The sequence below is a fragment of the Agromyces sp. GL_144 genome (assembly GCF_057834305.1).
Genome location: NZ_CM174399.1, coordinates 3,422,543 through 3,448,577 on the forward strand (window position 1 = coordinate 3,422,543; position 26,035 = coordinate 3,448,577).

Here is a 26,035-nt window from a genome sequence, read left to right on the forward strand (position 1 = left end):
CATATTACAGAGAGTCGCCGCGAACCGCGCGGACGCCGACGGCTCAGTCCTCGAGCAGCCGCTCGAACAGCACGTGGTCCTGCCATTCGCCGGCGATGCGCAGGTACCGGTGCGCGAGGCCGAACCGCTCGAACCCGTTGCGCGCGAGCACGGCCTGCGACGCCGCGTTGTGCACGAGCGTGCCGGCCTGCACGCGATGCAGGCCCGCCTCGCGTGCGGCGTGCAGCGCGACGCCGACGGCCATGGTGGCGAGCCCCCTGCCGGTGAGGCGTCGGTCGACCCAGTAGCCGAGGTGGGCGTTCTGGAACGCCCCGCGCACGACGTCGGTGAGGTTGACCCGTCCGACGATCTCGTCGCCGTCGGCGAGCACCAGCGGGATCGCCGTGCCGGCCTCGTACCGGTCGCGCTGCGCCTTCACGTCGCGCACGTGCACGGCGTCGGAGAAGAACCCCTCTGAGCGCTCGGGCTCCCACGGCGCGAGATGCTCGCGATTGCGCCGGTAGGCCTCGGCGAGCGCGGACCCGTCGCCGTCGGCCAGCAGGCGCACCACGATGCCGCCGTCGAGTTCGACCGGGTTGCGCATGCATTCCTCCCCTGCGGTGGGCACCGCGGATGCCGCGGGGCAGCGAACCACGCTAGCAGCCGCCTCTGCGCGCACGGCCGCGCGCGCGACCGCCGCCCGCACGATCGCCCAGGCGGCCGAACGTGGCCCCCGCAGGGCCTCCCTTCCGGGGCGCCCTCGGACGTAGCGTTGAGGCATGGAAGACGTGCGCGCCGACATCCGCGAGTTCCTGAGTTCCCGACGAGCCCGCATCACACCCGAGCAGGCCGGGCTCCCGGCCTACGGCGGCAACCGTCGTGTGCCGGGCCTCCGTCGCGAAGAGGTCGCGATGCTCGCGGGCGTCTCGGTCGACTACTACGTGCGCCTCGAGCGCGGCGACCTGGCCGGGGCCTCCGAGGGCGTGCTCGACGCGCTCGCGCGCACGCTGCAACTCGACGACGCCGAGCGCGAGTACCTCTTCGACCTCGCGCGGGCCGCGGGTCCGGCGCCGCGCAGGCGCCCCGCGAAGGCCAAGGCCACCGTGCGCCCGGCCGTGCAGCAGGTGCTCGACGCCATCGCCGACGCCCCGGCGTGGGTGCGCAACGGGCGGCACGACATCCTCGCGGCGAACCTGCTCGCGCGCGCCCTCTACTCCCCCGTCTTCGATGACCCGCGCCGCCCGGTCAACACGACGCGGTTCGCCTACCTGAACCCCGCCGCGCGCGAGTTCTGGCGCGACTACGACCAGATCACCCACGACTCGGCCGCGATGCTGCGACTCGAGGCGGGGCGCAATCCGCACGATCCCGACCTGATCCGCCTCGTCGGGGAGCTCTCGACGCAGAGCGAGCTGTTCCGCGAGCGATGGGCCTCGCGCGACGTGAAGTTCCACCGCAGCGGGCTGAAGCGACTGCACCACCCCGTCGTCGGCGACCTCGATCTGAACTACGAGTCCATGGAGCTGCCGAGCGAGCCCGGCCTCGTGCTGAACGTCTACACCGCACCCGCTGATTCGGCGTCGGCCGACGCCCTGAAGCTGCTCGCCTCATGGGCGGCGACGAACGCCGCCGAGCTCACGGCAGACGTGTCGAGCAGGCAGGCCGCACCGGCATCGTCGGTCGAGTAGCGACGAGGGAGCGTATCGAGACCGGTGTTCCCGACGTGATCACGGGTCTCGATACGCGCTGACGCGCCCACTCGACCGCGGGGTACTCGCCCTCGGTGAGGGTCAGAGGCCGACCGCCGCCATGCCGGCCTCGTCGTAGCGGTTGCCGGCCACGCCGATGCGGTCGACGAGCGCGTCGAGGTCGGCGATGTCGTCGGCCGAGAGGGCGACGCCGGTCGCACCCGCGTTCTCGTCGATGCGCTCGCGACGACGCGTGCCGGGGATCGGCACGATGAACGGATGCTGCGCCAGCAGCCAGGCGAGCGCGACCTGTCCGGGCGTCGCGCCCCGCCCGTCGGCGAGCGCGCGCACGTGATCGACGAGGGCCTGGTTCGCCAGCAGGTTCTCACGCTCGAACCGGGGCACCCTGGCGCGGATCTCCCCTTCGGCGAAGCTCGCCTCGGCCGAGACCGTGCCGGTCAGGAACCCCTTGCCGAGCGGACTGAACGGCACGAACCCGATGCCGAGCTCGGCGACCGCCGGCAGCACCTCGGCTTCGGGGTCGCGGGTCCAGAGCGAGTACTCGCTCTGCACGGCGGTCACGGGGTGCACGGCGTGCGCGCGCCGGATCGTCGCCGCGGCAGCCTCCGAGAGCCCGAAGTGGCGCACCTTTCCCTCGGCGACGAGCTCTCCGACGGTGCCGGCGACGTCCTCGATCGGCACGTTCGGGTCGACGCGGTGCTGGTAGAGGAGATCGATCACGTCGATGCCGAGACGTTGCAGCGAGGCATCCGCCACCGCCCTGATGTGCTCGGGGCGCGAGTCGACCCCGCTCATCCGGCCGTCGACCAGGTTGAAGCCGAACTTCGTCGCGACCACGACCTGGTCGCGGATCGGGGCGATCGCCTCGCCGACGAGTTCCTCGTTGACCCACGGGCCGTAGACCTCCGCGGTGTCGATGAAGGTCACCCCGTGCTCGACGGCGTACCGCAGCACGCCGATCATGTCGTCGCGGTCGCCGGGGTTCGGCCCGTAGCTCTGGGACATGCCCATGGCGCCGAGCCCGATGGCCGAGACCTCCAGGCCCTGGCCGAGTGTTCGCGTGTGCATCCGCCGCTCCTTCGCTCCGTGTTCGATCATGTCCTGTCGGCGTCTTCCATTCCACGCTCGCGCGGCGGCGCGCGGGAGCCCCTGACGGAACAGGTACCGCCAGACCCTGTCACCCGCGCCCGGCCAGGAGGATCATGGACGGCGGATGCCACGACCGGGCGGATGCCGCCCCTCGTCGCATCGACCCGGGTGAACCCCCGTTCACGCGGCTGTGCTATCGTCACCCGCGATAGCGCCTAGGGTTCCGGGATCGCGAGATCCGCCTGGTCCGAGCGGCGCCACGCCGGCCGTCCGACGGCGGGCGTCATCTGACAGGACAAAAGCCCGGAGGACCCGGTTCGTCGCGCCCGCGGCGACCTGAAGGGTCCGCCTTGTCCCCCATCGCTCTCGCGCTCGTGCTCGCCGCCGCCGTCTGCCACGCCGCGTGGAACATCCTCGCCCACGGCGTCAGCCGCATCGGCCTCCCGTTCCTCTGGCTGGGCGCGCTCGCCTCGACGCTCATCTGGCTCCCGGTCGTGCCGATGACGGGCGGTCTCGGCGGGGCATCCGCCGGTCACTTCCTCCTGGCCGTGGCGGTCTCGGCGGTGCTGCACTGCGCCTACATGCTCGTGCTGCAGCGCGGCTACGCGACGGGACGTCTCTCGACCGTCTACGCAACCGCGCGCGGCACCGGGCCGACGATCAGCGTGATCGTCGCGGTGCTCGTGCTCGGTGAGCGACCCTCGGGCTGGGCGCTCGCCGGGGTCGGCGTCATCATCGCGGCGGTGGTCGCGATCGGCCTGATCGACCGCGGCCGCCGGGTGCCGCCGACGACGGATGCCTCGGGCCGACGCGGTCCCTCGGGTCGGCGCCTCCGCCTCGACGCGGGCATCGCGTGGGGCCTCGTCACCGGCGTCGCGATCGCCGCCTACACGATCTGGGACGCGCAGGCCGTGCGCGAGTGGTCGGTGACCCCGGTGGCCTTCATGGTCGGCTGCACGCTCGGCGAGATGGTGCTCTTCGGCGCCGGGCTCGGGGACCGTTGGCGCACGGTCGCGGCGGTCGCCCGTGCGCACTGGCCGCGGGTGCTGCTCTTCGGCCTGCTGTCGCCGCTGTCGTACATCCTCGTGCTGGTCGCGGTGACGATGGCCCCGGTCGCGCTCGTCGCGCCCATGCGCGAGGTCAGCGTCGTGCTCGTCAGCCTGTTCGGCGCGCTCGCGCTCCGAGAGGGGCGCGCCGGGTGGCGGGTCGCGGCATCCGTCATGGTGGTGGCCGGGGTCGCCCTCATGGCGACGTGACCTCGCCGTGCCGGCACCATGTCCTGTTGTGCCGGCGAGATGAGCTGCGATGCCACGGCCGCCGGGCTCAGGCGTCGACCGCCTCGAGCCGCCCCTCGTCGATCGCCCGCGTGAACGCGCCGTAGTCCGCGTCGTTCTGGTCGGCGTAGCGCTCGGCGAACTCCGAGAGCGCCTCGTCGAACACGCGGGAGGCGCCGAGGTACGCGGCGATCCGCACCCGATCGCCGGTGCGACCGTGCGCCCGCGCGAGCGTCTCGCCGCAGAGCTGCGCATAGAGCACGGCGCCGCTCGGCTCCATGCGCTCGGGATCGAACGTCCCCTTCCAGTCGTGCAGCTGGCGCACGTAGAAGTCGCGTCGCCCTCCGGTCGGATCTGCGATGCCGCGCTGCCACCCGAGGAAGATGTCGCCCGACGCCTGCATGAGTCGCTGGCCGCGCACGACGCGCTCGCCATGGCTCGCGTACTCGCTCGGCCCGAGGAAGCGCTCGAGCACCGAGGCCTGCGCCTCCTTGGCCTGCAGCAGCAGCGGATCGCCGTCGTCCCGCCCGCGCAGCAGCATGATCCAGGCGCGGGTGCCCACGCTGCCGACCCCCGAGACGCGCCGCGCCATGTGCACGTAGGTGTACTCCGCGAGCGGGTGGCGCTCGGCCAGCAGCGTCGAGCGATACGAGTCGAGCACCGTGCCCATGAGCTCGGCGGTCTCGGCTTCCCCGCCGTCGACGAAATCCTCGACGGGCACGATGATCGGCGGGTCGGCGACGATCCGCATGCGACCGCCCTCGGTCGCCACGAGCTTCGAGAAGGCCTTCATGCGGTCCTTCGTGCGGGCCTTCGCGACGACCTGGTCGAGCAGGTTCACCTGCCGCTTCCTGATGCGCTCGGCGTCGCGCTCGCGGCGCACCCACTCCTGCATGCGCTCGGCCGCGAACGTGTCGTACCAGGCGTCGAGCACGGATGCCTCGGCCGAGGCCCGCATCTGCTCCCGGTACCCGCGCACGGCGGCGAGCCGCAGGTCGCGTCGCTCGCCGTCGCTGAAGCCGCGGTGCCGACCGGCGACCTCGACGCTCGCGACGAGCCGCTTGACGTCCCATTCGAAGGGACCCGGCAGCGTCTCGTCGAAGTCGTTGATGTCGAACACGAGCCGCCGCTCGGCCGAGCCGAAGAGCCCGAAGTTCGACAGGTGCGCGTCGCCGCAGAGCTGCGCGACGAGCCCGCTGTCGGGGCCCGTCGCGAGGTCGGCGGCCATGATCAGCGCCGCACCCCGGAAGAACGCGAACGGCGAGGTCCGCATGCGTCCGTGGCGAACGGGCACGAGTTCGGGGTCGCGCAGCTCGGCCTGCTCCTCGAGCAGCGAGACCGGATCCGCCCTGGTCGGCGAGGGCGCCCACTGCGCGTGATCGGCGCGGCGCAGGCGTGCGCGCACCGCACGGCCGGCCTCGCGGCGGGCGTCGAAGTCGGGCGACAACGGGGTCAGGCGGGCCGCGGATGCCTCGTGCCCGGCGTTCATGCGCCGGGCCCGGTCTGCGTGGGCCGGGGCGGCTCGGCGGCACCCGCCCGCCCCTCGGCGCCGACCGGCGCGGCGGCCCGATCTGCGGCCTCCAGGTCGGTCGAGGCATCCGGCGCCACAGAACCCGCAGTGCGGAGGAAGACGATGAGCCACGAGAAGATGAGCACGAACGCGACGAGCTCGACCGCGGTGAGGTTGTAGTACCCGGTGATGAAGAAGACCGCGAGCACCGCGATCACCCCGACGAACACGTAGCCCAGCATGATGAACACGCGCGGCATCGACGGCACGAGGCTCGGCAGCGCGATCACCATCGTCACGTAGACGACCGCCATGCCCGACGCCGACACGTTGTGGATCTCGAAGAACTCGTCGACCGGGAAGAGGCCGACGCAGGCGAGCAGGATGCCGATGACGATGAGGCCGATGCGCACGAGGTTGCGTCCCCGTGCCTCGCGCGGCGTCCCGGAGGGCAGCCAGGCCGTGGCGTAATGCGAGATCGTCGTGACCATGACACCGGCGATGATCAGCGAGAGGTTGAACGCGAGCGCCGAGATGTCGTCGCTGATGCCGAGGGTGCTGAGGTTCTTCTGCCACCACAGCGGATCCGTCGCGCTGAGCGTGCTCGCGAGCGTGCCGACCGCGAGGAAGAGTGCGAGCACGATCGAGAGCAGCATCGGCGTGAGGTTCACCGCGGAGAGGAACGCCGCGTAGGCCGTGATGGCCATGACCGCTCCGGCGAGGGTCGCGCCCGCGACCGCGTAGATGCGCGCGCCCTCGAAGCCCGAGCTGAAGATCGAGGCGAGCCCGATCCATCCGAGCAGGGCGATGACCGCGTGCGCCAGGCAGAGCGCGGCGATGTCGTACCAGCGCAGCGGTCGCCAAGCCAGGGCGGCGGCGCGCCCATCGTCGGCGCCGCGCTCCCGCGCGCGGCGTTGCTGCGCGCGGCGCAGGAGACATCCGTACACGAACGCGAACAGCGCCGCGAGCGCGGAGCCGATGGCGGCGAAGTCGCCGACGGACCCGCGGCCCGAGATCGGCAGGTCGGCGCCCCAGAAGACGATGAGCGCCGGAACCACTCCGAGCACGAAGGCGACCGTGCCGATGAGCAGGGCCGAGGACTCGCGCGACTCGGCGTCGGCCACCGGGTGGCGAAGGATGCGGACGAGGGATGTCGGCTGACGCACAGGGACCTCCTGACGGTCTCGGCGCAGTCGGCGACGATCGCGCCCTGATTCGGAGCGTACCGCCAGCGGACATGCGGGAGAAGCATGACTTTCACTCGACTTCAGGACTAGTTTGGCGGTGACGACGTCACCGATCGTGGATTGCGACGTCCCGGCACGGAGGAGGGGCCCGTGAGCGCATCCGAGAACACGACCGGTGCGACGTTCAACGGGAGGCTCGCCCTCCTGCTGGCGATGGCGATGTTCGTGCTCGTCGTCGACACGTCGATCATGAACGTGTCGATCTCCGCGGTCGTGGAAGACATCGGCACCACCGTCAGCGGCGTCCAGAGCGCGATCGCCCTCGAGGCGCTCGTCTCCGCGGCGTTCATCCTGATCGGCGGCAAGGTCGGCGACCTCATCGGCCGCAAGCGCGCCTACGTGATCGGGCTGCTCTGCTACGCCACGGGCGCGGTGGCCATGACGCTCGCGCAGAGCCTCGTGCCGATCATCGTGTTCTGGGCCGTCATCGGCGGGCTCGGCGCCTCACTGCTGCTGCCCTCGATGCAGTCGCTCATCCACGGCAACTTCGAGGGCGCGGCGCAGACGCGGGTGTACGCGATGGTCGGCGCCTCGGCCGCGATCGCGGCCGCGGTGGGTCCGCTCATCGGCGGCGTGATCACCACCTTCCTCTCCTGGCGCGTCTCGTTCCTGCTCGAGGCGCTCATCATCGTGGTCGTCCTGAGCGGCATCCGGCTCGTGAAGGACGTGCCCTACACGGGCCCGCGCCGCATCGACGTCGTCGGCGCGCTGCTCTCGGTCGTCGGCATGGGCGGCGTCGTGATCGGCATCCTCGTCTGGCAGGAGGGCGGCGAGGCCGTCGGCGTGCTCATCGCCGTGGGGCTCATCGGGCTCGGCAGCCTGGCGTACTGGCTCGTTCGGCGCAAGCGGCTCGGAAAGCCCACGCTCATCGACCCCGGGCTCTTCGCCTCGAAGCTGTTCAAGCTCGGCATCACCGGGCAGCTGCTGCAGCAGATCGCGCTCGGCGGCACCATGATCGTGCTCCCGATCTACCTGCAGATGGTGCTCGGGTACAACGCCCTGCTGGCGGGCCTCTCGATCGCGCCGCTCTCGCTCAGCATGTTCGCCGTGGCGATGCTCGTCGGCCGCCGGGCCGGCTCGCGTCGGCCGGCGAACCTCATCCTCTGGGGCTTCGTGTTCCTCACGCTCGGCCTCGTGATCCTGATCCCCCTCGTGCCGCGCGCGGACTCCGGGTGGTGGCTGCTCGGACCGCTCATCGTCGCGGGCACGGGCCTCGGCCTGCTGGTCTCCCAGCTGAACAACTACACGCTCTCGCCGATCTCGAACGAGCGGGTGAGCGAGGCGGCGGGCGTGAACTCCGCCGCCGGGTCCTTCGGCCTCTCGTTCGGGCTCGCCTTCGCGGGCGCGATCCTGCTCGCGGTGCTCTCGTTCACGTTCACGAGCATGGCGAACGCGAGCACGGTGCTCCCGTCCGACGAGAAGGCGCAGGTCGCCCAGGTCCTCGAGGAGGACGCCCAGATCATGACGAACGACGCCCTCGACGAACTGCTCGTCGCGCAGCCCGACGAGATCGCCGACGAGGTCATCCGCATCAACACCGACGCCCGACCGATCGCGCTGCAGATCGCCCTGCTCATCCCGCTCGTCGCAGCGATCCTCGGCCTCGTCAACGGCTTCCGCATGCGGCGCCAGCCCGATCCGAAGCCGAACGACGCGGCCGAGGGCATGCTCCTCGGCTGAGCGCCTCTGCGGGCATGGGCGAGCGGATGTCCCGCCTCGCCGTGTTCCGCGGCGCCACGCGCTGCCGTCCGGGTCTAGCTTCGGCAGCATGAGGGCAGTGTTCACGACGTGGCTCGTCGTCATCGGCGCGGGCCTGGCATACATGTTCGTCATCGTGGCGGTCGGCCGATGACCCGCGGCGGCGCCCGGCAGCACGGCCTGAGCATCGCGTTCGGCGCGCTGTTCCTGCTGGCGCTCGCCGGCCAGTCGATCGCCGGCCTCTTCGCCTTCAACGAGGAGCAGGTCGCGCACGGCCTCGATCCGGTCGGCTACCTGCACTTCATCAGCTCGTCGGAGTTCGTCGTCGACGTCGCCGAGAACTGGCAGTCCGAGTACCTGCAGTTCTTCCTCTTCATCTTCGCGACCATCTGGCTCGTGCAGAAGGGGTCGCCCGAGTCGAAGAAGCCCGGCGACGAGGGGCTCGGCAGCGACGCCGACCAACTCGTGCACGGCCACGCTCGACCCGACTCGCCGAAGTGGGCGAAGCTCCGCGGGTGGCGGCACGCGCTCTACTCGAACTCGCTGCTGATCGTGATGGGCACGATCTTCGTGCTGTCGTGGCTCATCCAGTCGCTTGCGGGGGTGGTCGTGTACAACGCCGAGCAGGCCGAGCACGGCGCGGCGGCCATCGGCTGGGCCGAGTACCTCATCGGCGCCGACTTCTGGAACCGCACCCTGCAGAACTGGCAGTCCGAGTTCCTCGCGGTCGGCAGCATGATCGCCCTCTCGATCTACCTGCGGCAGCGCGGATCCTCCGAGTCCAAGCCGGTCGGCGCGCCGCACGACATCACCAGCGTCGAGTCGGAGTGACGCGGCGGGCGAGGTTCACTCGTCGTCGTCGACGCTCACTCGTCGTCGTCGCCCGCCGGCGCGGGCGCGCCCCCCGATGCGGTATCGGCCTCGACGGTCTCGTCGCCGGCCGGTTGCTCCTCCGGCAGCGGAATGTCGTCGCCCGACGGCCGCCGATCGTGGTGCTCTCGGCCGCGATCCTCGTCGGCGGGCTCTGAAGGCGTGATCTCCGGATCCGACATGGTCGTTCCTCTCGCTCGGGCTCCGAACGTAACCCCGCGGCCGACGATCGTCGAGGGCCTTGCCCGCCGCGCGTGCCTGCACTATGGCACGGCTCGCGGACCCCTGGACCTGCGCGCAGCGTGCGGGAAGCTGCGGCAGAAGATCGGGCCTCATCCCGGCTGGACGGGGATCGAGCCTCATCTCCTGCACGGCCGAACCGACCTCACGCCGCGAACGAGAGAACCCCCGATCTCGCGAGGAGATCGGGGGTTCTGTGGCGGTACCGGTGGGATTTGAACCCACGGTGCGCTTTCACGCACACAACTTTTCGAGAGTTGCACCTTCGGCCGCTCGGACACGGTACCGGGGTCAATGTTAGACGACACCGCGCAATCGTCCAAAACGAGCCGTCGGGGAACGGCCGCGGCCGGCGACGCGCGTGCTCAGCCGATCGATTCGACGCGGTAGCCGGCCGCCGCGGCCGCGGCGAGGAATCCGTCGAGGCCGCTCGCCCCGCGCAGCATCGCGCCGAGCTCGCCCTCGGTCTCGGCGGTGCGGAACGTCGCCGTCGCGAACGGGTGGGTGACCGGCCCGGTGCCCGGCAGTGGCGGCGGCGCCGAGGTGCTCACGAGGATGCCGGGCTCGCCGCGGATCTCGAGCACGAGGCGGTCATCGCGGAAGAGCCGGTACTCCCGCACGGCAGCGGGTGCGTCGGGAGCGTCGGATGTCTCGCTCAAGGTGCGCCTCCGGACTGGTAGACCTGCTCGAGGAGCGTGAACATGCCGGGGTCGTTCGCCTCGAGCCAGGCCCGCGTGTACTTCGCGATGGTCGCCTCATCGGTGTTGTACGGGTGACCGAGGTACGCCGCGACCGAGTTCGCGAAGTACTCCTCCTTGTTCGCGGCAGAGTACCACGCAGGATCGAGCCACATGTCGGTCGCGGCGCCCGCCGGCGTGGTCTGCGTGATGGCCCCGCTGGCCCCGAGTCGGGCGGTGTGCAGGGCGGTGAGCTGGGTGACCTGCGCGGGCGTGAGCGCCGCGAACTGCAGCCCGTGCCCGCCCTCGTGGGCTTCGAGGAACCCGGGGCCGTAACTGGCGGCCTTGCCCTCGACCGACACGAGGTCCTCCTCGGCGACGGCGACCCGGCGCACGCCGTTCACCTCGGTGTGGATCCCCCGCACGTCGTCCCAGACGCGGCCGTCGAAGGTCTGCGTTCCCGCGAGGTGGGCATACGGGTCCAGCTCGGTGAGCTTCTTGTCGTGCGGGATCACGTCGATCGTGATCGGATCGGCCTCCATGCGCGTGCGGTTCTCCGCGGCGATGCCGCCGTAGAGCTCGATCGCCTGCGTTCGCGCCTGCGCGACCGCCCCCGGTGATGAGCCGTGCCCCTCGATCGTGCAGATGCCCTCGAGCGGATCAGCCTCGGGTTCGGGCTCCGGCTCAGGTTCGGGCTCCGGCCCCGGCCCGGCGTCCAGCGCGCCCCACGTGAGCGGGCCGACGATGCCGTCGGCCGCGAGTCCCTGCCGGGTCTGGAACGCCCGGACCGCCCCGTCAGTGAGCGGGCCGAAGATGCCGTCGACCGCGAGCGGCGGCTCGGCTCCGCGCTCGTTGAGCTTGGTCTGCAGTTCGCCCACGTTCGGGCCGACGGATCCGCGCCGGAGCATCGGCCGGGCTGCGGCCCCCTGTCCGCCTGCGCCGCCCGCCGTGTCGGCCGTCGGCCCCATCTGCGGCAGCTGGGTCGGCCCCTCGTCGACCGGGGCCTGGCCGAGCGATCCCGGGCCGGCGGGCTCCTCCTCCACCGACTGCCGGGCGACGACGATCGTGCTGGCCGCACGGTTTCCGGCAGAGCGTTGCAGCCGGTGCAGCATCGGCCGCGCCGCGATCGCCGAGACGGCGACGATGCCGGGGCGGGGCGACGGGACTGCGGCGGCGAACGCGGACTTCGCCGTCGTCCCGTCGTGTTCCGCCGCGCGCGCCGAATGCTCGACATCGTCGTCGCGGCTGCCCTCGACGAGCGACCGGTTCATGGGCTCAGGATGTCCCGCCCGGTGCTCGACCGCAGCGGGCCGGAGTCAGTCCTCGGGGCACGTGCGGCTGCCCGATCGGGCAGTCCGGCCCGACCCGCGCGGCGCGCACTGCGCGACCCGAACATCCGAAGGCGAGCGGATGCCGCGGCGCGGCGTCCGCCGCAACGCCGATGTCGGCGGCGGGTCGTACGCTCTCCCCATGGCCAAACCCGTCTCCGCATTCCGTTGCACCGAGTGCGGCTGGAGCACCGTCAAGTGGGTCGGCCGCTGCGGCGAGTGCCAGCAGTGGGGCACCGTGGCCGAGGCCACCGGGCAGACCGGCATCGCCCGCACGCTGAAACCCGTCGCGATCGGCGCCTCGCAGGTCGCCCGGTCGATCACCGAGGTCACCACCGAAGAGCGCGGCCACTGGCCGAGCGGGGTCGGCGAGTTCGACCGCGTGCTCGGCGGCGGCATCGTGCCCGGCGCGGCCATCCTCCTCAGCGGCGAGCCCGGCGTCGGCAAGTCGACGCTCCTCCTCGACGTCGCAGCCCGGGTCGCGGCATCCGGTCGTCGTGTGCTCTACGTCAGCGCCGAGGAGTCGGTGGCGCAGGTGCGCCTGCGCGCCGGCCGCACCGGCGCCCTGCAGCCCGAGCTGTTCCTCGCGGCCGAGACCGATCTCGCGACCGTCATCGGCCAGGTCGACGCGGTGCAGCCCGAGCTGCTCATCGTCGACTCCGTGCAGACCGTCTCGAGCGCGCAGAACGAGGGCATCGCGGGCCAGCCCGGTCAGGTGCGCGAGGTCGCCTCCACGCTCATCCGCCTCGCGAAAGAGCGCGAGCTGCCCGTGCTCCTCGTCGGCCACGTCACCAAAGACGGCACCATCGCGGGCCCGCGCCTGCTCGAGCACCTCGTCGACGTCGTGTGCCAGTTCGAGGGCGACCGGCAGACCTCGCTGCGGTTCGTGCGGGCCCTCAAGAACCGGTTCGGCCCCACCGACGAGGTCGGCTGCTTCGAGATGACCGGCGAAGGCATCAGCGAGGTTCCCGATCCGAGCGGGCTCTTCCTCAGCCGCGGCGCGGGGGTCAGCGGCACCTGCGTCACCGTCGCACTCGAGGGCCGGCGCGCGCTCCCCGTCGAGGTCCAGGCGCTCGTCGTCGCCACCAAGGCGCCGCAACCGCGCCGCGTGGTCAACGGCGTCGACCCGTCACGCGTCGCCATGATCCTCGCGGTGCTCGAACGCCGAGCCGGCCTGCGCCAGATCGGCGAACACGACGTCTACGTCTCCACGGTCGGCGGGGTGCGACTCGTCGAGCCGGGCGCCGACCTCGCCATCGCCATCGCCATCGCCTCCGCCATGCGCGACCGCGCCGTGCCGCACGATCTCGCCGCGTTCGGCGAGATCAGCCTCGCCGGCGAGGTGCGCCCGGTGAACTCGGCCAGGCAGCGCGGCAGCGAGGCCCGTCGCCTCGGCTACTCCACGATCCTCGACGTCGAGGTCGGCAGCGTGCAGGCCGCCGTGGGCCGCGCCCTCGCCGCGGGCACCTCGGCCCGAGAGCTCGAGCTCGACGCCGCGTTCTGACCTGCCGCCGCGACGAGTCGTCCAGGTCCGTCCGCACGCGCCGATCGTCCGTTCCGGCCGACCGACCGTGCACGGCGGATCGCACCATCGCGGCCTGCTGCGCGGCGGACCCGCGCTCGCGGCATCAGGCCTCGAGCGCCCGCAACAGCTCGGCCGGGGGCGCCTGCATCGGGTGCGGCCCGGCGATGTCGAGGAAGACGGTCGTGATCGTCGACTCGTAGCGCTTCAGAAAGGTGCGCAGCCACGCCGGGCTCTGCAGTCCGACCGCGGGCGGCAGGTTGTCGGGCTTGTTCGCGGCGTCGCTGAACAGCAGCAGCGCCACGTCGCCCGTGTTCGGGTCGCGGTAGGTCCACACCTCGCCGCCGTCGAGCGGCTTGTCGCGCGGCCCGGGCTTCACGAGCGGCACCACGGTGTTGCCGTGCCGCAGGGCGAGCGCGACCGCCGCGATGTCCTGCTTCTCGAGCGCGGCGGCGAGCGCCTCGGACCGAAACTCCACGGGCTCGGCGGCCTTGCCCGGCCTGCCCGACTTCTTGCGCTGCGCCATCCCCCAAGCGTACCGAGCGGCTACCACGCCGAACGGCGTTCTCGCTCTGGCGCTTTTCAGGAAGGGGGTGTGGGCGCACGGGCCGTTTCGGCTCTGATTCGGCCGAATCCGCGGCGCGTGCCCACACCCCTTCCTGAAAAGTGAAAATCAGAGGTGAGCGCGACGCCTCAGTACAGCTGGAACTGCTTCGTCAGGTCCTTCGACTCGTAGCCGTCGACCGAGACCCGCAGGTGGTACGAGGCTCCGTCGGCGGGAACCGCCTCGCGAGCGCCCTCGCAGGTGTCGGGTGTCGAGCGCGTGCGGTCCCACACGATCGGTGCGGCCGAGCTCACGGGCGTTCCGGGCTGCAGCGACACCTCGGCATCGATCGGGTCGACCTGGCAGTCGGTGGAGATCCAGTACTGCTCCTCACCGCTCACGATCGTGAAGACCTGGGCCGAGGTTCCGGCGTTCAGCACGCACACGTTCTTGCCGGTGTTCGTGATGGTCACCGACAGCTGCGGCTGCTCGCCCGCCTCGTAGACCGTCTTGTCGGTGACGGGTTCCACCGTGACCTGCTCGGGCGAGCACGGGTCGCCGTCGGCGGCGGTCGCCTCGGTCGGGATCGTCGTCGTCGCGACATCCGTCGCCGGTGTCGAGGCCGGCGTTCCGCCCTTGTCGGGCTCGCCCTGAGCACCGCCCGGCCGCACGATGATGAGCACCACGGCGACGATCACGGCGACGAGGCCGAGCAGCACGACCAGCCGTCGCCGACGGTACACCTGCGGCGAGTGCCGTCGAGCCGAAGTCTGATTCGTCGACATGCTCACAGGGTACGACCGGCGAGCGGATGCCGCGGGCGCGCGCCCGGCGTGCCGAAATGCCCGGTGAAGCCGATGTTCACGCCAGGTCAGAACCGCTTGAGCATGCGCGTGTTGCCGAGCGTGTTCTGCTTCACGCGCGCGAGGTCGAGGAACTCGGCGACGCCGTCGTCGTGCGAGCGCACGAGTTCGGCGTACACCTCGGGCGCGACGGTCTCCTCGCCCATGTCCTCGAAGCCGTGGCGCGAGAAGAAGTCGACCTCGAACGTGAGGCAGAAGAGCCGGCTGAGCCCGAGCTCGCGGGCGTCGGCCTCGAGCCGTTCGACGATCGCGTGGCCGACGCCGTGGCCGAGCCATTCGTCGGCGACGACGAGGGTGCGCACCTCGCCGAGGTCCTCCCACATGGCGTGCAGCGCGCCGGCACCGATGATGCGCCCGTCGTCGACCACCTCGGCGACCCGGAACTCCTGGATCGCCCCGTAGAGGTCGACCCGCTCCTTGCCGAGCAGGATGCGTCGGGAGACGAGCGGTTCGACCAGGGAGATGATCTGGGCTACGTCACTCGTGCGCGCCGCGCGCACCCTGAACTGGGTCATCCGTTCATCGTATTCCGCCCGCGCGAGTCTGCCGGATTCGGAGAATCTGCGACACGCCGGGGCTGCAGCGGCGATGACACGGCGTGTCGCCAAAACTCCGAATCGGGCAGACGCGACCGGGTACGCACGACGCCGTACGCACGACGCACGACGCCCGACGCCCGACGAAGGGGCCGGACCCGAAGGTCCGACCCCTGTCGGTGAAGCGGATGCCTCGTCTTTGCCGGCCGGCTCGGTCAGTCGGCCGTCGCGGCGAGGTCGGGCGTGGCCGGGCCGGTGCCGATGGCCGCTCCCGTGTTGACGCCGACGCCCACGGGCAGCGCACGCTGCGTGGTCGTGAAGACGAACTCGCCGTTCTGGAAGTCCACGTGCACGTGGTCGCCAGCGTTGAGTTCGCCGTGCAGGATGCGCTCGGACAGCGCGTCTTCGACCTCGCGCTGCACGGCGCGGCGCAGCGGTCGAGCACCGAGGGCCGGGTCGTAGCCGAGCTCGATGAGGCGCTCCTTGGCGGGAACCGTGAGGTCGACCGTCATGTCGCGGTCGAGCATGCGGTCGCCGAGGCGCTTCAGGAACAGGTCGACGATCTGCAGCAGTTCGGGCTTGGAGAGCTGCGGGAACACGATGATCTCGTCGACGCGGTTCAGGAACTCGGGCTTGAAGTGCTTCTTCAGCTCCTCCTTCACCTTGCCGCGCATGAGATCGTACCCGGTGCGCGAGTCGCCCTCGAGGGCGAAGCCGACAGGCCCGCTCGAGATGTCCTTCGTGCCGAGGTTGGTCGTCATGATGATGACGGTGTTCTTGAAGTCGACCACGCGGCCCTGACCGTCGGTCAGGCGACCCTCTTCGAGGATCTGCAGGAGCGAGTTGAAGATGTCGGGGTGCGCCTTCTCGATCTCGTCGAAGAGCACGACCGAGAACGGCTTGCGGCGCACCTTCTCGGTGAGCTGGCCGCCCTCTTCGAACCCGACGAATCCGGGAGGGGCGCCGAACAGACGCGAGACGGTGTGCTTCTCGCCGTACTCGCTCATGTCGAGCGAGATCATGGCGGCCTCGTCGTCGAAGAGGAACTCGGCGAGCGCCTTCGCGAGCTCGGTCTTGCCGACTCCGGTGGGGCCGGCGAAGATGAACGAGCCCGACGGGCGGTGCGGGTCCTTCAGGCCGGCGCGCGTGCGGCGGATCGTCTTGGAGAGCGCCGAGATGGCCTCCTCCTGACCGATGACGCGCTCGTGCAGGGCCTTCTCCATGAAGACGAGACGCGAGCTCTCCTCTTCGGTGAGCTTGAAGACGGGGATGCCGGTGGCCTGTGCGAGCACCTCGGCGATCAGGCCCTCGTCGACGACCGCGGTGGTCTTGACGTCGCCGGCCTTCCACTGCTTCTCGAGGCGCAGACGCTCGCCGAGGAGGTTCTTCTCCTCGTCGCGGAGGGATGCGGCCTTCTCGAAGTCCTGCTCCTCGATCGCGGTCTCCTTCGCGGCACGCACGACGGCGATCTTCTCGTCGAACTCGCGCAGCTCGGGCGGGCTCGAGAGGATCGAGAGGCGCAGGCGGGCGCCGGCCTCGTCGATCAGGTCGATCGCCTTGTCGGGCAGGAAGCGGTCGCTGATGTAGCGGTCGGCGAGGTTCGCCGCGGCCACGATGGCGCCATCGGTGATGGACACCTTGTGGTGCGCCTCGTAGCGGTCGCGCAGCCCCTTGAGGATGTTGATCGCGTGGGGCAGCGACGGCTCCTGCACCTGGATGGGCTGGAAGCGGCGCTCGAGCGCGGCATCCTTCTCGAAGTGCTTGCGGTACTCGTCGAGCGTGGTGGCGCCGATGGTCTGCAGCTCACCGCGGGCGAGCAGCGGCTTCAGGATCGAGGCCGCGTCGATGGCGCCCTCGGCGGCACCGGCACCCACGAGGGTGTGGATCTCGTCGATGAAGACGATGATGTCACCGCGCGTGCGGATCTCTTTGGTGACCTTCTTCAGGCGCTCCTCGAAGTCGCCGCGGTACCGCGAACCGGCGATGAGCGAGCCGAGGTCGAGCGAGTAGAGCTGCTTGTCTTTCAGGGTCTCGGGGACCTCGTTCTTCACGATGGCCTGCGCGAGGCCCTCGACGACGGCGGTCTTGCCGACGCCGGGCTCGCCGATGAGCACCGGGTTGTTCTTGGAGCGACGCGAGAGGATCTGCATGACCCGCTCGATCTCCTTCTCGCGCCCGATCACGGGGTCGAGCTTGGACTCGCGCGCGGCCTGCGTGAGGTTGCGGCCGAACTGGTCGAGGATCTGCGAGCCGCCCTGGGGCTGCTGCTGGTCGTTCGCGCCGACCTGCACCTGCTCCTTGCCCTGGTAGCCGGAGAGCAGCTGGATGACCTGCTGGCGCACGCGGTTGAGGTCGGCGCCCAGCTTCACGAGCACCTGGGCGGCGACGCCCTCGCCCTCGCGGATGAGCCCGAGCAGGATGTGCTCGGTGCCGATGTAGTTGTGGCCGAGCTGCAGCGCCTCGCGGAGCGAGAGCTCGAGCACCTTCTTGGCGCGCGGCGTGAACGGGATGTGCCCCGTCGGCTGCTGCTGGCCCTGGCCGATGATGTCCTGGACCTGCTCGCGCACGGCGTCGAGCGAGATGCCGAGCGACTCGAGCGCCTTGGCAGCGACGCCTTCACCCTCGTGGATGAGCCCGAGCAGGATGTGCTCGGTGCCGATGTAGTTGTGGTTGAGCATCTTGGCCTCTTCTTGGGCCAGGACGACGACACGACGGGCTCGGTCGGTGAATCTCTCGAACATGCTCTACTCCTCTCGACCCCTCAGGGCAGGGGGCGCCGATACATCGAGCGTAACCAGCACGGATGCCGCGTGGGCCGGTGTTCGCCGTGGGCGCACCGGCGCTTGACACCGGACCGCGGGGTTTCGTACCATATCGATCATCGATACCATCGTTTTTCGATATGGAGAGGAGCATCGGATGTCTCGCAACACGACGTCGACCGCCCGCCGCGTCACGGGGCTCGCAGAGAAGATCGTGCTCGGCTTCGTCGCAGGCGCCGCCGTATCCATCGGCGTCCTGAGCCTCGTCTTCCTCGTGCTCCGCATCGTCGACGTCGCGACCGCCGCCGAAACGACGCTGTTCGGTGCAATGGTCGCCGAACCCCTCACGACCACGTTCGCGTCCCCCGCTGTCGTGTCGGTGACGAGCGCCGCTCCGGATGTCACGGTGCGCGCGCTTCCCGATGCCGCGCGCGCGGCACTCATCGGTGCCGACCTCACCGGCTCCCTCGCCCCGATCGGCGTGTGCGCCATGCTCGCGTGGCTGTGCCTCCGAGTCTTCGTCGGCAAGCCGTTCGTTCGTTCGGCAACACTGGGCATCGGGGTCGTCGCGATTCTCGTGCTCATCGCCGGGCTCGCCGCGCCCCTGCTCACCGGAATCGCGCATGCCGAGACGGCCGCGCACTTCGGCATCGACGAACTCGTCCCGTTTCTGGTCGTGATCGACCCCGCCCCGATCGGCTGGTCGATCGCGCTTGCGATCGTCGCCGGCGCGTTCGAGATCGGGCAGCGCCTGCAGCGCGACACCGAGGGGCTCGTCTGATGGCGCCGGCCGAACCCGACGAGGCATCCGACGTGCACTGCCGGCTCGACGAACTGCTCGAGGCCCGCGGCATGACGCTCGCCCGCCTGAGCGAACTCGTCGGCGTCACCGTGGTGAACCTCAGCGTGCTGAAGAACGACCGGGCACGAGCCATCCGCTTCTCGACACTTCAAGCGATCTGCGAGGCCCTCGACTGCGAGATCGGCGACCTGCTCGTTCGTCGCCGCCGACCGACTACTTGATCGGCAGGGTGAACGACTGCTCGCCCACCTCGACCACGAGCGGCTGGGTCGGGGTCACGAACACCGGCGTCCAGAAGACGGTGGTGTGCGGCACGAAGTCCATGGTGCACGGCTGGTCGGCCGGCAGCTCGGCGAGGTCGACCGACACGCGGTTGCCCTCGTCGGCGGCGTCAACGACGTTGATGCGCGTGCCGACGGGCGGGCACGTCGAGCTGCCCGAGACCGTGATGGCGATCTGGCCGCCCTGGCCGACCCACTGGGCCGAGAGGCCCTCGTCGCCGACCGGGCTCTCGGTGTTGCCCTCGGCATCGCCCTCGTGGTCGCTCACGGGCAGGCCGCTGAAGTCCTCGACGGGTCGGGGGCTGGGGTTGCACGCGGAGAGCAGGAAGACGGATGCCACGGCCACGGCCACGACGCCTGCACGACGAAGGATGAGGGAGGACTGCATGCCGTAATGGTATCGGTTCGACCGTGTTCGGCGCGCGCCGGGGCTAGCATGCGGGCATGAGCAATCTCGAACGCGACCCCGTCGAGCTGGTGTGCCCGCCCGAGCATACGCATGCCGCCGCGATCCAGGTGCTCGCCCCGCGAGACGTTCCGCTGGGCGGACCGCGGGCCATGGACGTGCGGCGTACGCTCCCCCAGCGCGGCCGCACGACGATCGGCGCGTGGTGCTTCGCCGACCACTACGGGCCCGACCTGGTCGCGGCATCCGGCGGCATGGTCGTTCCGCCGCATCCGCACACCGGACTGCAGACCGTGAGCTGGCTCTTCGAGGGCGAGATCGAGCATCACGACAGCACCGGCAGCACCGAGTTCGTGCGCCCCGGCGCGGTCAACCTGATGACCGCGGGTCGCGGCATCGCCCACTCCGAGGTCTCGACCGTCGCGACGACGACGCTGCACGGCGTGCAGCTCTGGGTCGCCCTGCCCGATGCGTCGCGAGGCGTCGCTCCGTTCTTCGAGCACGCCGAGATCGAGTCCGTGCAGGTCGACGAGGCGGTCGTGCGCGTGTTCGCCGGCGCGCTGCCGGGCATCGACGCCGAGGCATCCGTCACCGTCTTCTCTCCCCTCGTGGGCGCGCAGATCGAGCTTCCGCCGGGCGGCGAGGCGTGGATCGAGCTCGACCCCGCGTTCGAGCACGGCCTGCTCGTCGACCTCGGCCCCGTGACGGCGACCGTTCCGGCGCTCGAGGGCGAGGCCGACGACGCCGACGACGGCGCCGACCCGGTCGCCGTGGCCGGGCACACGACCCGCCTCGAGCGCGCCGAGCTCGGCTACGTCGCGGTCGGCCACGAGGGCGTCCGCCTGCGGGCGGAACCGCACTCGCCCGCCCGCGTGGTGCTCATCGGCGGCGTGCCGTTCGGCGAGGAGCTCGTGATGTGGTGGAACTTCATCGGCCGGAACCACGACGAGATCGCCGAGTTCCGGCGGCAGTGGCAGGCCGACGTCATCGCCAGGGGCGACGCCGACGGGCGCTTCGGCACCGTCGAGGGCTTCGACGGTGCGCCGCTGCCGGCACCCGAACTGCCGACCGTGCGGCTGAAGCCGCGCGCGTAGGTCTCGGTGCGGCGCCGGGGCGCCTCCTCGAGCGGCGACGGCGTGCGATCATCTGACGGCACCGGACGCGGAACGCCGCGGCCGACGATGCTCGCGCATCGCGCCCGCGGCGCCCCTCGATCCGACCCGGTTACTCGCTCAGGGCCTCACCCCGACGACGGCGTGCGATGAGCAGAGCAGCTGCGCCGAGCAGGAGCACGCCTACGCCGATGCCGATCGGCAGGGCGATCGAGACGCCGGTGTGGGCGAGGTCGCCGGCGGAGCCGGAGCCCGCCGTCCCGGAGCCGCTGCCCGAGCCGTCGCCCGATCCGCCCGTACCTGGATCCACCGGCGTCTCGGTGCCGCCCGGCACCTCGGGCTCACTCGGCACCTCGGTCTCACCCGGAACCTCGGGGTCGACGACCGCCGTGACCGTGAAGTCGTCCCAGCCGAAGAGCGCACCCGACTCGGTGACGAGGGCCAGGCGGTGCGTGCCCGGCTCGGTCTCCACCGGAATGGTCACCTCGAACCCTCCGCCGTCGACGGTCTTCGCCCCCAGCGGCACGGGGGTCGAGAACAGCACGGTCTGGAAGGCCGTCCCCTCGTGATCGCCCTCGAGCGTGACGCGCGCGGTCTGGCCGGCCTCGACGGAATCGGGCAGCGTCACGCCACCGCGCGTCTCGTCGGTGAGGTCCTCCTCGATGATCGGCCCGACGACCGCAGCTCCCTCGCCGGCGACCCAGTACAGGCTGCGGGCGATGGCCGGGTAGGACCCGACCGGGTGGGTGCGGAAGTTGACCGAGGTACCGAGCATGGCCAGACGCGAGCCGCTCTCGGCCGTCGCGGTCACGATCGAGGCCTGGCCTGCGGCGTCCGTCGTCGAACGGCCGTCGCCGGCGGCCCAGTGGCCGGAGACGAACGTGTCGGCGGCGGCGTAGGTCTGCTCGACCTCGGCATTCTCGCCGAGCCCGCTGTACCATACGGCCGGATAGACGAACGCCGTGTCCTGCGCATACGTCGAGAGCAGCCCCGACTCGGTGTCGGTCACGTGCACGATGCCGTTCGATCCGCTCGTCCCGCTCGTCGCGGTGACGCTCGTGAGCCCGAACGTGTTCGCGAACGCCGCGATCGCGGTGCCCTTGCCCGCGACGCCCTTGCCCGCGGCGACGAACTCCTCGACCTTCGCGGTGCCCGCGGCGTTCGCACCGGTGAATGCGAGGTTGCCACCGACCCAGAGCACGTCGGTCGTGGACAGGTCGACGGTGCCGGAGGCGATTGCCGCCGCCGTCACCGGCACGATGTCGGTGAACCCCAGTCGCTGCAGCGTGACGCGGTCGTCCTGCGTGCCCGAGTAGGCGACCGTCAGGTCGTCGAGGCCCACGCTCGGCTCCTGGCGCAGTCGGAGACCGTCCGACGGAGTGAATGCCACGCCGTAAGCGTCGGCGACGACCTGGGCGGCATCCCGCGACGAGCCGGCGATGATGACGCTGCCGTCCTCGAACTGCGAGACCGGCACGTCGGCGTCGAGCAGCGCGTTGATCGCCTGGTACTCGGCCGCGCCGGGCGTTGCGAGTTCGAGGTAGGCACCCTCGGCGGGAACGACACCGGTCGGCGCCGACGCGTCGACGGCCTCGACCGGCATCGGCAGGTCAGGATCCGTCGTGGATCCGACGTCGATGACATCGGCTCCCCAGAGCAGTGCGAGGCTCCATGCGGAGATGTCGTACATGTCGGGCACGCGCTCGGAGATGTCGGATCCTTCGTCGAGCAGCACGTTCGCCATGCCGCGGAGCGGCTGGTGCATGTCGACGACGTAGCTGCCCGCCGGGTACTCGACGCCGTCGACCGTGAAGGCGGCCGTCGCGCGTGACACCTCGACGCCGTTCGCGATGAGCTGGTCGACGAGTCGTGCGGCGTCCGTCGTCGAGCGCTGGACGTCGCCCATCGGGATCACGTACGCGCGGGGGAACTCGGCACGGTACACGTCGGTCTCGTCCCAGATCTCGGCCCACTGGTCGGGGCCGGGCACCGTTGCGGGGTCGGCGTCCGCCGCGATCGTGCGCAGTTCTTCACCCGCGTCGCCGCGGCGGAAGATCTCGATCTGGTTCTCGAGCAGTGCGTCGGCGTTGTCGGCGACGTACCCGACCGCGGTCTCGATGACGAGCTCGGCGACCTCGACGTTGACCAGGGTGTTGGCCTGGTTCTGGGCGTCGTTGTTCGTGCGGCCGAGGGGGAGCTCGACGGTGTTCGTGATCGCGCCCTGGTAGGCGATGAACTGCGGCGTGAAGATCGGGGGCCAGTCGTCCCAGCCGGAGCGGATGTCGCGGTAGGGGATCTTGATCTTGCCGGTGTTCGTGGTCGTCGCCCCGCCGTTGGCGGCCAGGTAGGTGTTGCCGGGGATGTTCGCCTCGACGACGGCATCCTCGATCGCGAGCGCCGCCTCGTAGGCATGCGGGAGGAACAGGTCGTACTCGTAGTTCTCGCCGTGAGGCGGTCCGCACGGTTCGATCTGGAGGACGTTCGTGTATCCGTGCAGGTCGACGTAGAACGTGGGCTGGATGATGCCGGCGAGGTCGCGGATGATGCGCGCCTCGGGGGTCACGCCCGTGATCATGTCGCGGTTGGCGTCGAAGCCGTCGCCGTTCGCGCGCTGGCCGAGCGCGCGGCCGTCGGGATTGTTGGTGACCGTGAAGTAGAGGCGGTAACCGTCGAGGACCTCGGCGACCTCTTCAGCCGGAGCCGTGGCGAGGTGCTCGATGTAGGGCAGAACACCGTCGGTGCCCTCCCACTCGTTGCCGTGGATGTTCGCGTTGAACCAGACGGGCACCTTGTAGCCCGCCATGAGTTCGGCGTCGGCCGCGGCCGCCGCCGCGTCGTGCTTGATCTCGTCGCGCCATGCGGCCTGCTGCGCGGTCTGCTCGGGCGTCTCAGGTGCCGTGATCGTGACCAGGTGGATGTCTCGCCCGAGCACCGACTGCCCGACGACCTGTGCGGAGATGCGGTCGCTCTGTGCCATGAGGGCGTTCAGTCGCGGTGCGATCTCGTCGTAGGGCACGGCGCCTCTGGCGATGGAGGCGTCGTCGGGATTGTCGGCGGGAACCGGCAGGGTGGGCTGGCTCGGATATGACGACGGCGCCGCGACGAGCGACGAGATCGGGAAGGTGATCGGAAGTGCATCCGGTGACGGCGGCGCGGCGACGGCCGGTGTTGTTGCGGTGACGAGGAGTGCGCCGACAACGGCGGCCACCCCGACACCGGAGAGGACGTGTCTGAACGTCATGGTGCTCCAGTTCGAGTGCGAGGTCGAGAGAGATCGGCGCTGGATCGCAGGCGCATCGTGGAACCCGCACATCATCGGGGTGGCAACGATCGTGCGTGAGAACGAGTCTTGCACGCACAAATGGAGCTATATCTTTCGAATTGCGCATGGATGCTGCGATTATGCGCCGCCGATGTGCGTATTGTTGCACTCATTGTATCAAGGGGGCACCACAACGGGATCGCCGACAGCTGGTGCATTCGACGACCGTGCTCAGCACGCTACGGAGCCTGTGTTTCAGGGCTGTGACGCACGGAATACGTTTACTGGCGTCGGTACGCCGCGCCGCGGCATCCGCTCGCCTGTGCTGACCGCCCTACTGCAGCGCCGAGGTGAGCCGCGCGAGGTTGTCGAGCACGGTCGAGCGGATCGGCTGCCGCATCCACTCGTCGAGGGTGAGCTCGCGGCTGTCGGCGCGGTACTCGTCTTCGACGGCGCGCATCTCTTGAACGAACGAACGCCCGCGCACCAGCAGCGAGACCTCCATGTTGAGCTCGAACGAGCGGATGTCCATGTTGCTCGAGCCGATGACGGCGACGTCGTCGTCGATCGTGAAGTGCTTGGCGTGCAGGATGTACGGCGCCTTGTACATGTAGATCTTCACGCCCGTGCGCAGCAGCGCCTCGTAGTACGACCGCTGCGCGTGGTACACGAGTGCCTGGTCGCCGATCTCGGAGACGAAGAGTTCGACGTGCACGCCGCGCTGCGTCGCCCCGCTGATCGCGATGAGCATCGCCTCGTCTGGCACGAAGTACGGGCTCGTGATGATGAGCTTCTCGCGGGCCGCGTAGAGCAGTGCGAGGAAGAGCTTGAGGTTGTTCTGGTTCGGGAACCCCGGCCCGCTCGGCACGACCTGGCAGTCGAGGTTCTGGGCCTCGCTCGGCTGGTCGAACGAGTCCTCGATGTCGCGCGTGAGCTCTTCGCCCGACTCGAGGAACCAGTCGGTGCGGAAGATCGCGTCGAGCCCCGACACGATCGGCCCCTCGACCCGCGTGACGAGCTCCTTCCACTTCAGCCCGCGACGGATGTTGCTTCGCTTGTTGTAGCTGCGGTCGATCATGTTCTGCGAGCCCATGAACGCGACGTCGCCGTCGACCACGAGGATCTTGCGGTGGTTGCGCAGGTCGGGACGCTGGTAGCGGCCCTTGAACGGCTGCACGGGCAGCATGAGCCGCCAGTCGGCGCCGAGGGCCGTGAGCCTGCGAAGCGTGCGCCGGTACCCCTTCGAGCGCAGGGATGCCACGTGGTCGAGCAGGACCCGGACCTTCACGCCGCGTTCGACGGCGTCGCCGAGCGCCGCGAAGAACGGCTCGGTCGTCCTGTCGAGCGCGAGGATGTAGAACTCGACGTGCACGTAGCGTTCGGCGCCCGCGACCGCCGCGGTCATCTGGTCGAGCGAGTCCTGGTAGCCGCCGATGAGGCTCGCGCTGTTCGAGCCGATGAGCGGCATCGAGCCGAGGTTGCGGTTCAGCTGCACGACGCCCTCGAACCACGACGGCCACATGCGCGAATCGCTGACCCGCTCGAATCCGTGCGTCGACTCGCGGATGACCTCGTCGACCTGCGCCTGCTTGTCGCGCCGGCTCTTCGGCAGCTTCGGGTTTCCGATGAGCAGGAAGAAGAGCACGCCGATGTACGGGATGAAGAAGATCGCGAGCAGCCACGCCATGCCCGCCGTCGGGCGGCGGTTGCGCGGCACGACGATGATCGCGATGACGCGGATCACGAGGTCGATCGCGAGCAGCGCGAACGTCACGATCGCCGTGACCGTCGCGGTCTGCTCCGACGTCATCGGGTCAGTCGGCGGTGCGGTCGGCGCCGCGCTCGGGGCGGCGCTCGAGCCCCAGCTTCGCGCGCTCTTCGGCCTCGATCTGGGCGTACGCGGCACGCTCGGTGCGGTCGGCGCGCAGGATCGAGCGCATCACGAACCAGAAGATGAGTCCGATGAGCACGGTCGGCGCGAGCGACCAGATCGCATTCGCCCAGAAATCATTCATAGGCCACCAGAATACGTGGTTCTGCTGGGAATCCGGATGCCGCGACCGGGCGACTGCCCCGAGGCATCCGCTCGACGTCGCCGGCGCCCGCCTGCTGGGCTGATCGACACGCGCTAGCGCGGCTCAGCCGCGGCTCAGGTGAGCAGGCCCCAAATGCCCGACCCGACCAGGTAGAGGCCGATGGCGCCGACGACGATCCAGATGCCGAGGCGCGTGTTCGACGGACGCTTGGGATCTTGCTCGGGCTCGAGTTCGCTCTTGGGGAGGTAGTCGTTCATCGCTGCTCCTGATTGGTCTCGATACGCTTCG

At 70.3% G+C, this 26,035-nt stretch carries 24 protein-coding genes and 1 tRNA gene; 8 read left to right on the forward strand and 17 right to left on the reverse strand.

Annotated features, from left to right (window positions below; translation table 11 throughout):
* Positions 1 to 43 precede the first annotated feature (43 nt).
* On the reverse strand, positions 44 to 583 hold the full coding sequence (locus tag AC3IPY_RS15735; RefSeq protein ID WP_489185203.1) for a GNAT family N-acetyltransferase: 540 nt from the start codon (positions 581 to 583) through the stop codon (positions 44 to 46).
* A 175-nt stretch (positions 584 to 758) separates the two neighbouring features.
* Between AC3IPY_RS15735 and AC3IPY_RS15740 the strand changes: the two genes are divergently transcribed.
* The gene (locus AC3IPY_RS15740) at positions 759 to 1,667 is read left to right on the forward strand and encodes a helix-turn-helix transcriptional regulator (RefSeq protein WP_489185204.1); all 909 of its coding nucleotides are present in this window, start codon (positions 759 to 761) and stop codon (positions 1,665 to 1,667) included.
* A 102-nt stretch (positions 1,668 to 1,769) separates the two neighbouring features.
* On the opposite strand, the gene AC3IPY_RS15745 is transcribed toward AC3IPY_RS15740, so the two are convergent.
* On the reverse strand, positions 1,770 to 2,756 hold the full coding sequence (locus AC3IPY_RS15745) for an aldo/keto reductase (protein ID WP_489185205.1): 987 nt from the start codon (positions 2,754 to 2,756) through the stop codon (positions 1,770 to 1,772).
* Between the two features lie 371 nt (positions 2,757 to 3,127).
* Here AC3IPY_RS15745 and AC3IPY_RS15750 point away from each other — a divergent pair, with 371 nt between their 5' ends.
* Positions 3,128 to 4,033: an EamA family transporter gene (locus tag AC3IPY_RS15750; protein WP_489185206.1), complete on the forward strand. Its 906-nt coding sequence runs from the start codon at positions 3,128 to 3,130 to the stop codon at positions 4,031 to 4,033.
* 67 nt (positions 4,034 to 4,100) lie between these two features.
* On the opposite strand, the gene AC3IPY_RS15755 is transcribed toward AC3IPY_RS15750, so the two are convergent.
* Positions 4,101 to 5,540 (reverse strand): DUF2252 domain-containing protein, encoded by a 1,440-nt coding sequence (locus AC3IPY_RS15755; RefSeq protein ID WP_489185207.1) that lies wholly within the window; start codon positions 5,538 to 5,540, stop codon positions 4,101 to 4,103.
* Positions 5,537 to 6,727, reverse strand: a complete 1,191-nt coding sequence (locus AC3IPY_RS15760) for a hypothetical protein (protein WP_489185208.1) — start codon at positions 6,725 to 6,727, stop codon at positions 5,537 to 5,539. Before AC3IPY_RS15760 ends, AC3IPY_RS15755 begins: the two co-directional genes overlap by 4 nt.
* A 234-nt stretch (positions 6,728 to 6,961) precedes the next feature.
* On the opposite strand from AC3IPY_RS15760, the gene AC3IPY_RS15765 reads away from it, so the two are divergent.
* Positions 6,962 to 8,488: an MFS transporter gene (locus AC3IPY_RS15765; RefSeq protein WP_489188348.1), complete on the forward strand. Its 1,527-nt coding sequence runs from the start codon at positions 6,962 to 6,964 to the stop codon at positions 8,486 to 8,488.
* Positions 8,489 to 8,656: 168 nt separating this feature from the next.
* The gene (locus AC3IPY_RS15770; RefSeq protein ID WP_489185209.1) at positions 8,657 to 9,337 is read left to right on the forward strand and encodes a DUF6766 family protein; all 681 of its coding nucleotides are present in this window, start codon (positions 8,657 to 8,659) and stop codon (positions 9,335 to 9,337) included.
* A 35-nt stretch (positions 9,338 to 9,372) separates the two neighbouring features.
* Here AC3IPY_RS15770 and AC3IPY_RS15775 read toward each other — a convergent pair whose 3' ends face one another.
* From AC3IPY_RS15775 to AC3IPY_RS15790, 4 genes are all read right to left on the reverse strand, one after another.
* Positions 9,373 to 9,558: a hypothetical protein gene (locus AC3IPY_RS15775; RefSeq protein ID WP_489185210.1), complete on the reverse strand. Its 186-nt coding sequence runs from the start codon at positions 9,556 to 9,558 to the stop codon at positions 9,373 to 9,375.
* Positions 9,559 to 9,813: 255 nt separating this feature from the next.
* A tRNA-Ser gene (locus AC3IPY_RS15780) sits at positions 9,814 to 9,903 on the reverse strand.
* A gap of 78 nt (positions 9,904 to 9,981) precedes the next feature.
* On the reverse strand, positions 9,982 to 10,275 hold the full coding sequence (locus AC3IPY_RS15785; RefSeq protein ID WP_489185211.1) for a hypothetical protein: 294 nt from the start codon (positions 10,273 to 10,275) through the stop codon (positions 9,982 to 9,984).
* Entirely contained in the window at positions 10,272 to 11,564 is a 1,293-nt protein-coding gene (locus AC3IPY_RS15790; protein WP_489185212.1) for a peptidoglycan-binding domain-containing protein, read from the reverse strand. The genes AC3IPY_RS15785 and AC3IPY_RS15790 overlap by 4 nt, the downstream gene beginning before the upstream one ends.
* Positions 11,565 to 11,763: 199 nt before the next feature.
* Between AC3IPY_RS15790 and radA the strand changes: the two genes are divergently transcribed.
* Complete coding sequence (gene radA, locus AC3IPY_RS15795) at positions 11,764 to 13,125, forward strand: DNA repair protein RadA (protein WP_489185213.1); 1,362 nt, start codon at positions 11,764 to 11,766, stop codon at positions 13,123 to 13,125.
* A 124-nt stretch (positions 13,126 to 13,249) separates the two neighbouring features.
* Here the strand turns inward: radA and AC3IPY_RS15800 are convergent, their stop codons facing one another.
* The 4 genes from AC3IPY_RS15800 to AC3IPY_RS15815 form a co-directional block, all read right to left on the reverse strand.
* Positions 13,250 to 13,669 (reverse strand): SseB family protein, encoded by a 420-nt coding sequence (locus AC3IPY_RS15800; protein ID WP_489185214.1) that lies wholly within the window; start codon positions 13,667 to 13,669, stop codon positions 13,250 to 13,252.
* Positions 13,670 to 13,836: 167 nt separating this feature from the next.
* On the reverse strand, positions 13,837 to 14,472 hold the full coding sequence (locus tag AC3IPY_RS15805; RefSeq protein WP_489185215.1) for a hypothetical protein: 636 nt from the start codon (positions 14,470 to 14,472) through the stop codon (positions 13,837 to 13,839).
* 86 nt (positions 14,473 to 14,558) lie between these two features.
* Positions 14,559 to 15,065: an amino-acid N-acetyltransferase gene (locus AC3IPY_RS15810; protein ID WP_489185216.1), complete on the reverse strand. Its 507-nt coding sequence runs from the start codon at positions 15,063 to 15,065 to the stop codon at positions 14,559 to 14,561.
* Between the two features lie 236 nt (positions 15,066 to 15,301).
* On the reverse strand, positions 15,302 to 17,827 hold the full coding sequence (locus tag AC3IPY_RS15815) for an ATP-dependent Clp protease ATP-binding subunit (RefSeq protein WP_489185217.1): 2,526 nt from the start codon (positions 17,825 to 17,827) through the stop codon (positions 15,302 to 15,304).
* Positions 17,828 to 18,005: 178 nt separating this feature from the next.
* Between AC3IPY_RS15815 and AC3IPY_RS15820 the strand changes: the two genes are divergently transcribed.
* Together AC3IPY_RS15820 and AC3IPY_RS15825 are read left to right on the forward strand one after the other, a co-directional pair.
* Positions 18,006 to 18,629 carry a hypothetical protein gene (locus AC3IPY_RS15820; protein ID WP_489185218.1) on the forward strand — a complete coding sequence of 208 codons (624 nt, stop codon included), beginning with the start codon at positions 18,006 to 18,008 and terminating at the stop codon, positions 18,627 to 18,629.
* The gene (locus tag AC3IPY_RS15825; protein ID WP_489185219.1) at positions 18,629 to 18,871 is read left to right on the forward strand and encodes a helix-turn-helix domain-containing protein; all 243 of its coding nucleotides are present in this window, start codon (positions 18,629 to 18,631) and stop codon (positions 18,869 to 18,871) included. Before AC3IPY_RS15820 ends, AC3IPY_RS15825 begins: the two co-directional genes overlap by 1 nt.
* Here AC3IPY_RS15825 and AC3IPY_RS15830 read toward each other — a convergent pair.
* A complete protein-coding gene (locus AC3IPY_RS15830) occupies positions 18,864 to 19,319 on the reverse strand; it encodes a hypothetical protein (protein ID WP_489185220.1) in 456 nt (151 codons plus the stop codon). The genes AC3IPY_RS15825 and AC3IPY_RS15830 overlap by 8 nt on opposite strands.
* A gap of 56 nt (positions 19,320 to 19,375) precedes the next feature.
* On the opposite strand from AC3IPY_RS15830, the gene AC3IPY_RS15835 reads away from it, so the two are divergent.
* A complete protein-coding gene (locus tag AC3IPY_RS15835; RefSeq protein ID WP_489185221.1) occupies positions 19,376 to 20,431 on the forward strand; it encodes a pirin family protein in 1,056 nt (351 codons plus the stop codon).
* A gap of 130 nt (positions 20,432 to 20,561) precedes the next feature.
* On the opposite strand, the gene AC3IPY_RS15840 is transcribed toward AC3IPY_RS15835, so the two are convergent.
* From AC3IPY_RS15840 to AC3IPY_RS15855, 4 genes are all read right to left on the reverse strand, one after another.
* Entirely contained in the window at positions 20,562 to 23,690 is a 3,129-nt protein-coding gene (locus AC3IPY_RS15840) for a M14 family zinc carboxypeptidase (protein WP_489185223.1), read from the reverse strand.
* A 355-nt stretch (positions 23,691 to 24,045) separates the two neighbouring features.
* Positions 24,046 to 25,521, reverse strand: a complete 1,476-nt coding sequence (cls, locus tag AC3IPY_RS15845) for a cardiolipin synthase (protein ID WP_489185224.1) — start codon at positions 25,519 to 25,521, stop codon at positions 24,046 to 24,048.
* A 4-nt stretch (positions 25,522 to 25,525) separates the two neighbouring features.
* Positions 25,526 to 25,726, reverse strand: coding sequence for a hypothetical protein (locus AC3IPY_RS15850; protein ID WP_489185225.1), 201 nt, complete (start codon positions 25,724 to 25,726; stop codon positions 25,526 to 25,528).
* A gap of 134 nt (positions 25,727 to 25,860) precedes the next feature.
* A complete protein-coding gene (locus AC3IPY_RS15855) occupies positions 25,861 to 26,004 on the reverse strand; it encodes a hypothetical protein (RefSeq protein WP_489185226.1) in 144 nt (47 codons plus the stop codon).
* Positions 26,005 to 26,035 lie beyond the last annotated feature (31 nt).

Bases quoted from the DNA above. Each gene is read 5' to 3' on its own strand.
- AC3IPY_RS15735 (WP_489185203.1), bottom strand. From the start codon at position 583: ATGCGCAACCCGGTCGAACTCGACGGCGGCATCGTGGTGCGCCTGCTG.
- AC3IPY_RS15740 (WP_489185204.1), top strand. From the start codon at position 759: ATGGAAGACGTGCGCGCCGACATCCGCGAGTTCCTGAGTTCCCGACGA.
- AC3IPY_RS15745 (WP_489185205.1), bottom strand. From the start codon at position 2,756: ATGCACACGCGAACACTCGGCCAGGGCCTGGAGGTCTCGGCCATCGGG.
- AC3IPY_RS15755 (WP_489185207.1), bottom strand. From the start codon at position 5,540: ATGAACGCCGGGCACGAGGCATCCGCGGCCCGCCTGACCCCGTTGTCG.
- AC3IPY_RS15765 (WP_489188348.1), top strand. From the start codon at position 6,962: ATGGCGATGTTCGTGCTCGTCGTCGACACGTCGATCATGAACGTGTCG.
- AC3IPY_RS15770 (WP_489185209.1), top strand. From the start codon at position 8,657: ATGACCCGCGGCGGCGCCCGGCAGCACGGCCTGAGCATCGCGTTCGGC.
- AC3IPY_RS15775 (WP_489185210.1), bottom strand. From the start codon at position 9,558: ATGTCGGATCCGGAGATCACGCCTTCAGAGCCCGCCGACGAGGATCGC.
- AC3IPY_RS15790 (WP_489185212.1), bottom strand. From the start codon at position 11,564: ATGAACCGGTCGCTCGTCGAGGGCAGCCGCGACGACGATGTCGAGCAT.
- radA (WP_489185213.1), top strand. From the start codon at position 11,764: ATGGCCAAACCCGTCTCCGCATTCCGTTGCACCGAGTGCGGCTGGAGC.
- AC3IPY_RS15800 (WP_489185214.1), bottom strand. From the start codon at position 13,669: ATGGCGCAGCGCAAGAAGTCGGGCAGGCCGGGCAAGGCCGCCGAGCCC.
- AC3IPY_RS15805 (WP_489185215.1), bottom strand. From the start codon at position 14,472: ATGTCGACGAATCAGACTTCGGCTCGACGGCACTCGCCGCAGGTGTAC.
- AC3IPY_RS15810 (WP_489185216.1), bottom strand. From the start codon at position 15,065: ATGACCCAGTTCAGGGTGCGCGCGGCGCGCACGAGTGACGTAGCCCAG.
- AC3IPY_RS15815 (WP_489185217.1), bottom strand. From the start codon at position 17,827: ATGTTCGAGAGATTCACCGACCGAGCCCGTCGTGTCGTCGTCCTGGCC.
- AC3IPY_RS15820 (WP_489185218.1), top strand. From the start codon at position 18,006: ATGTCTCGCAACACGACGTCGACCGCCCGCCGCGTCACGGGGCTCGCA.
- AC3IPY_RS15825 (WP_489185219.1), top strand. From the start codon at position 18,629: ATGGCGCCGGCCGAACCCGACGAGGCATCCGACGTGCACTGCCGGCTC.
- AC3IPY_RS15830 (WP_489185220.1), bottom strand. From the start codon at position 19,319: ATGCAGTCCTCCCTCATCCTTCGTCGTGCAGGCGTCGTGGCCGTGGCC.
- AC3IPY_RS15835 (WP_489185221.1), top strand. From the start codon at position 19,376: ATGAGCAATCTCGAACGCGACCCCGTCGAGCTGGTGTGCCCGCCCGAG.
- AC3IPY_RS15840 (WP_489185223.1), bottom strand. From the start codon at position 23,690: ATGACGTTCAGACACGTCCTCTCCGGTGTCGGGGTGGCCGCCGTTGTC.
- cls (WP_489185224.1), bottom strand. From the start codon at position 25,521: ATGACGTCGGAGCAGACCGCGACGGTCACGGCGATCGTGACGTTCGCG.
- AC3IPY_RS15850 (WP_489185225.1), bottom strand. From the start codon at position 25,726: ATGAATGATTTCTGGGCGAATGCGATCTGGTCGCTCGCGCCGACCGTG.
- AC3IPY_RS15855 (WP_489185226.1), bottom strand. From the start codon at position 26,004: ATGAACGACTACCTCCCCAAGAGCGAACTCGAGCCCGAGCAAGATCCC.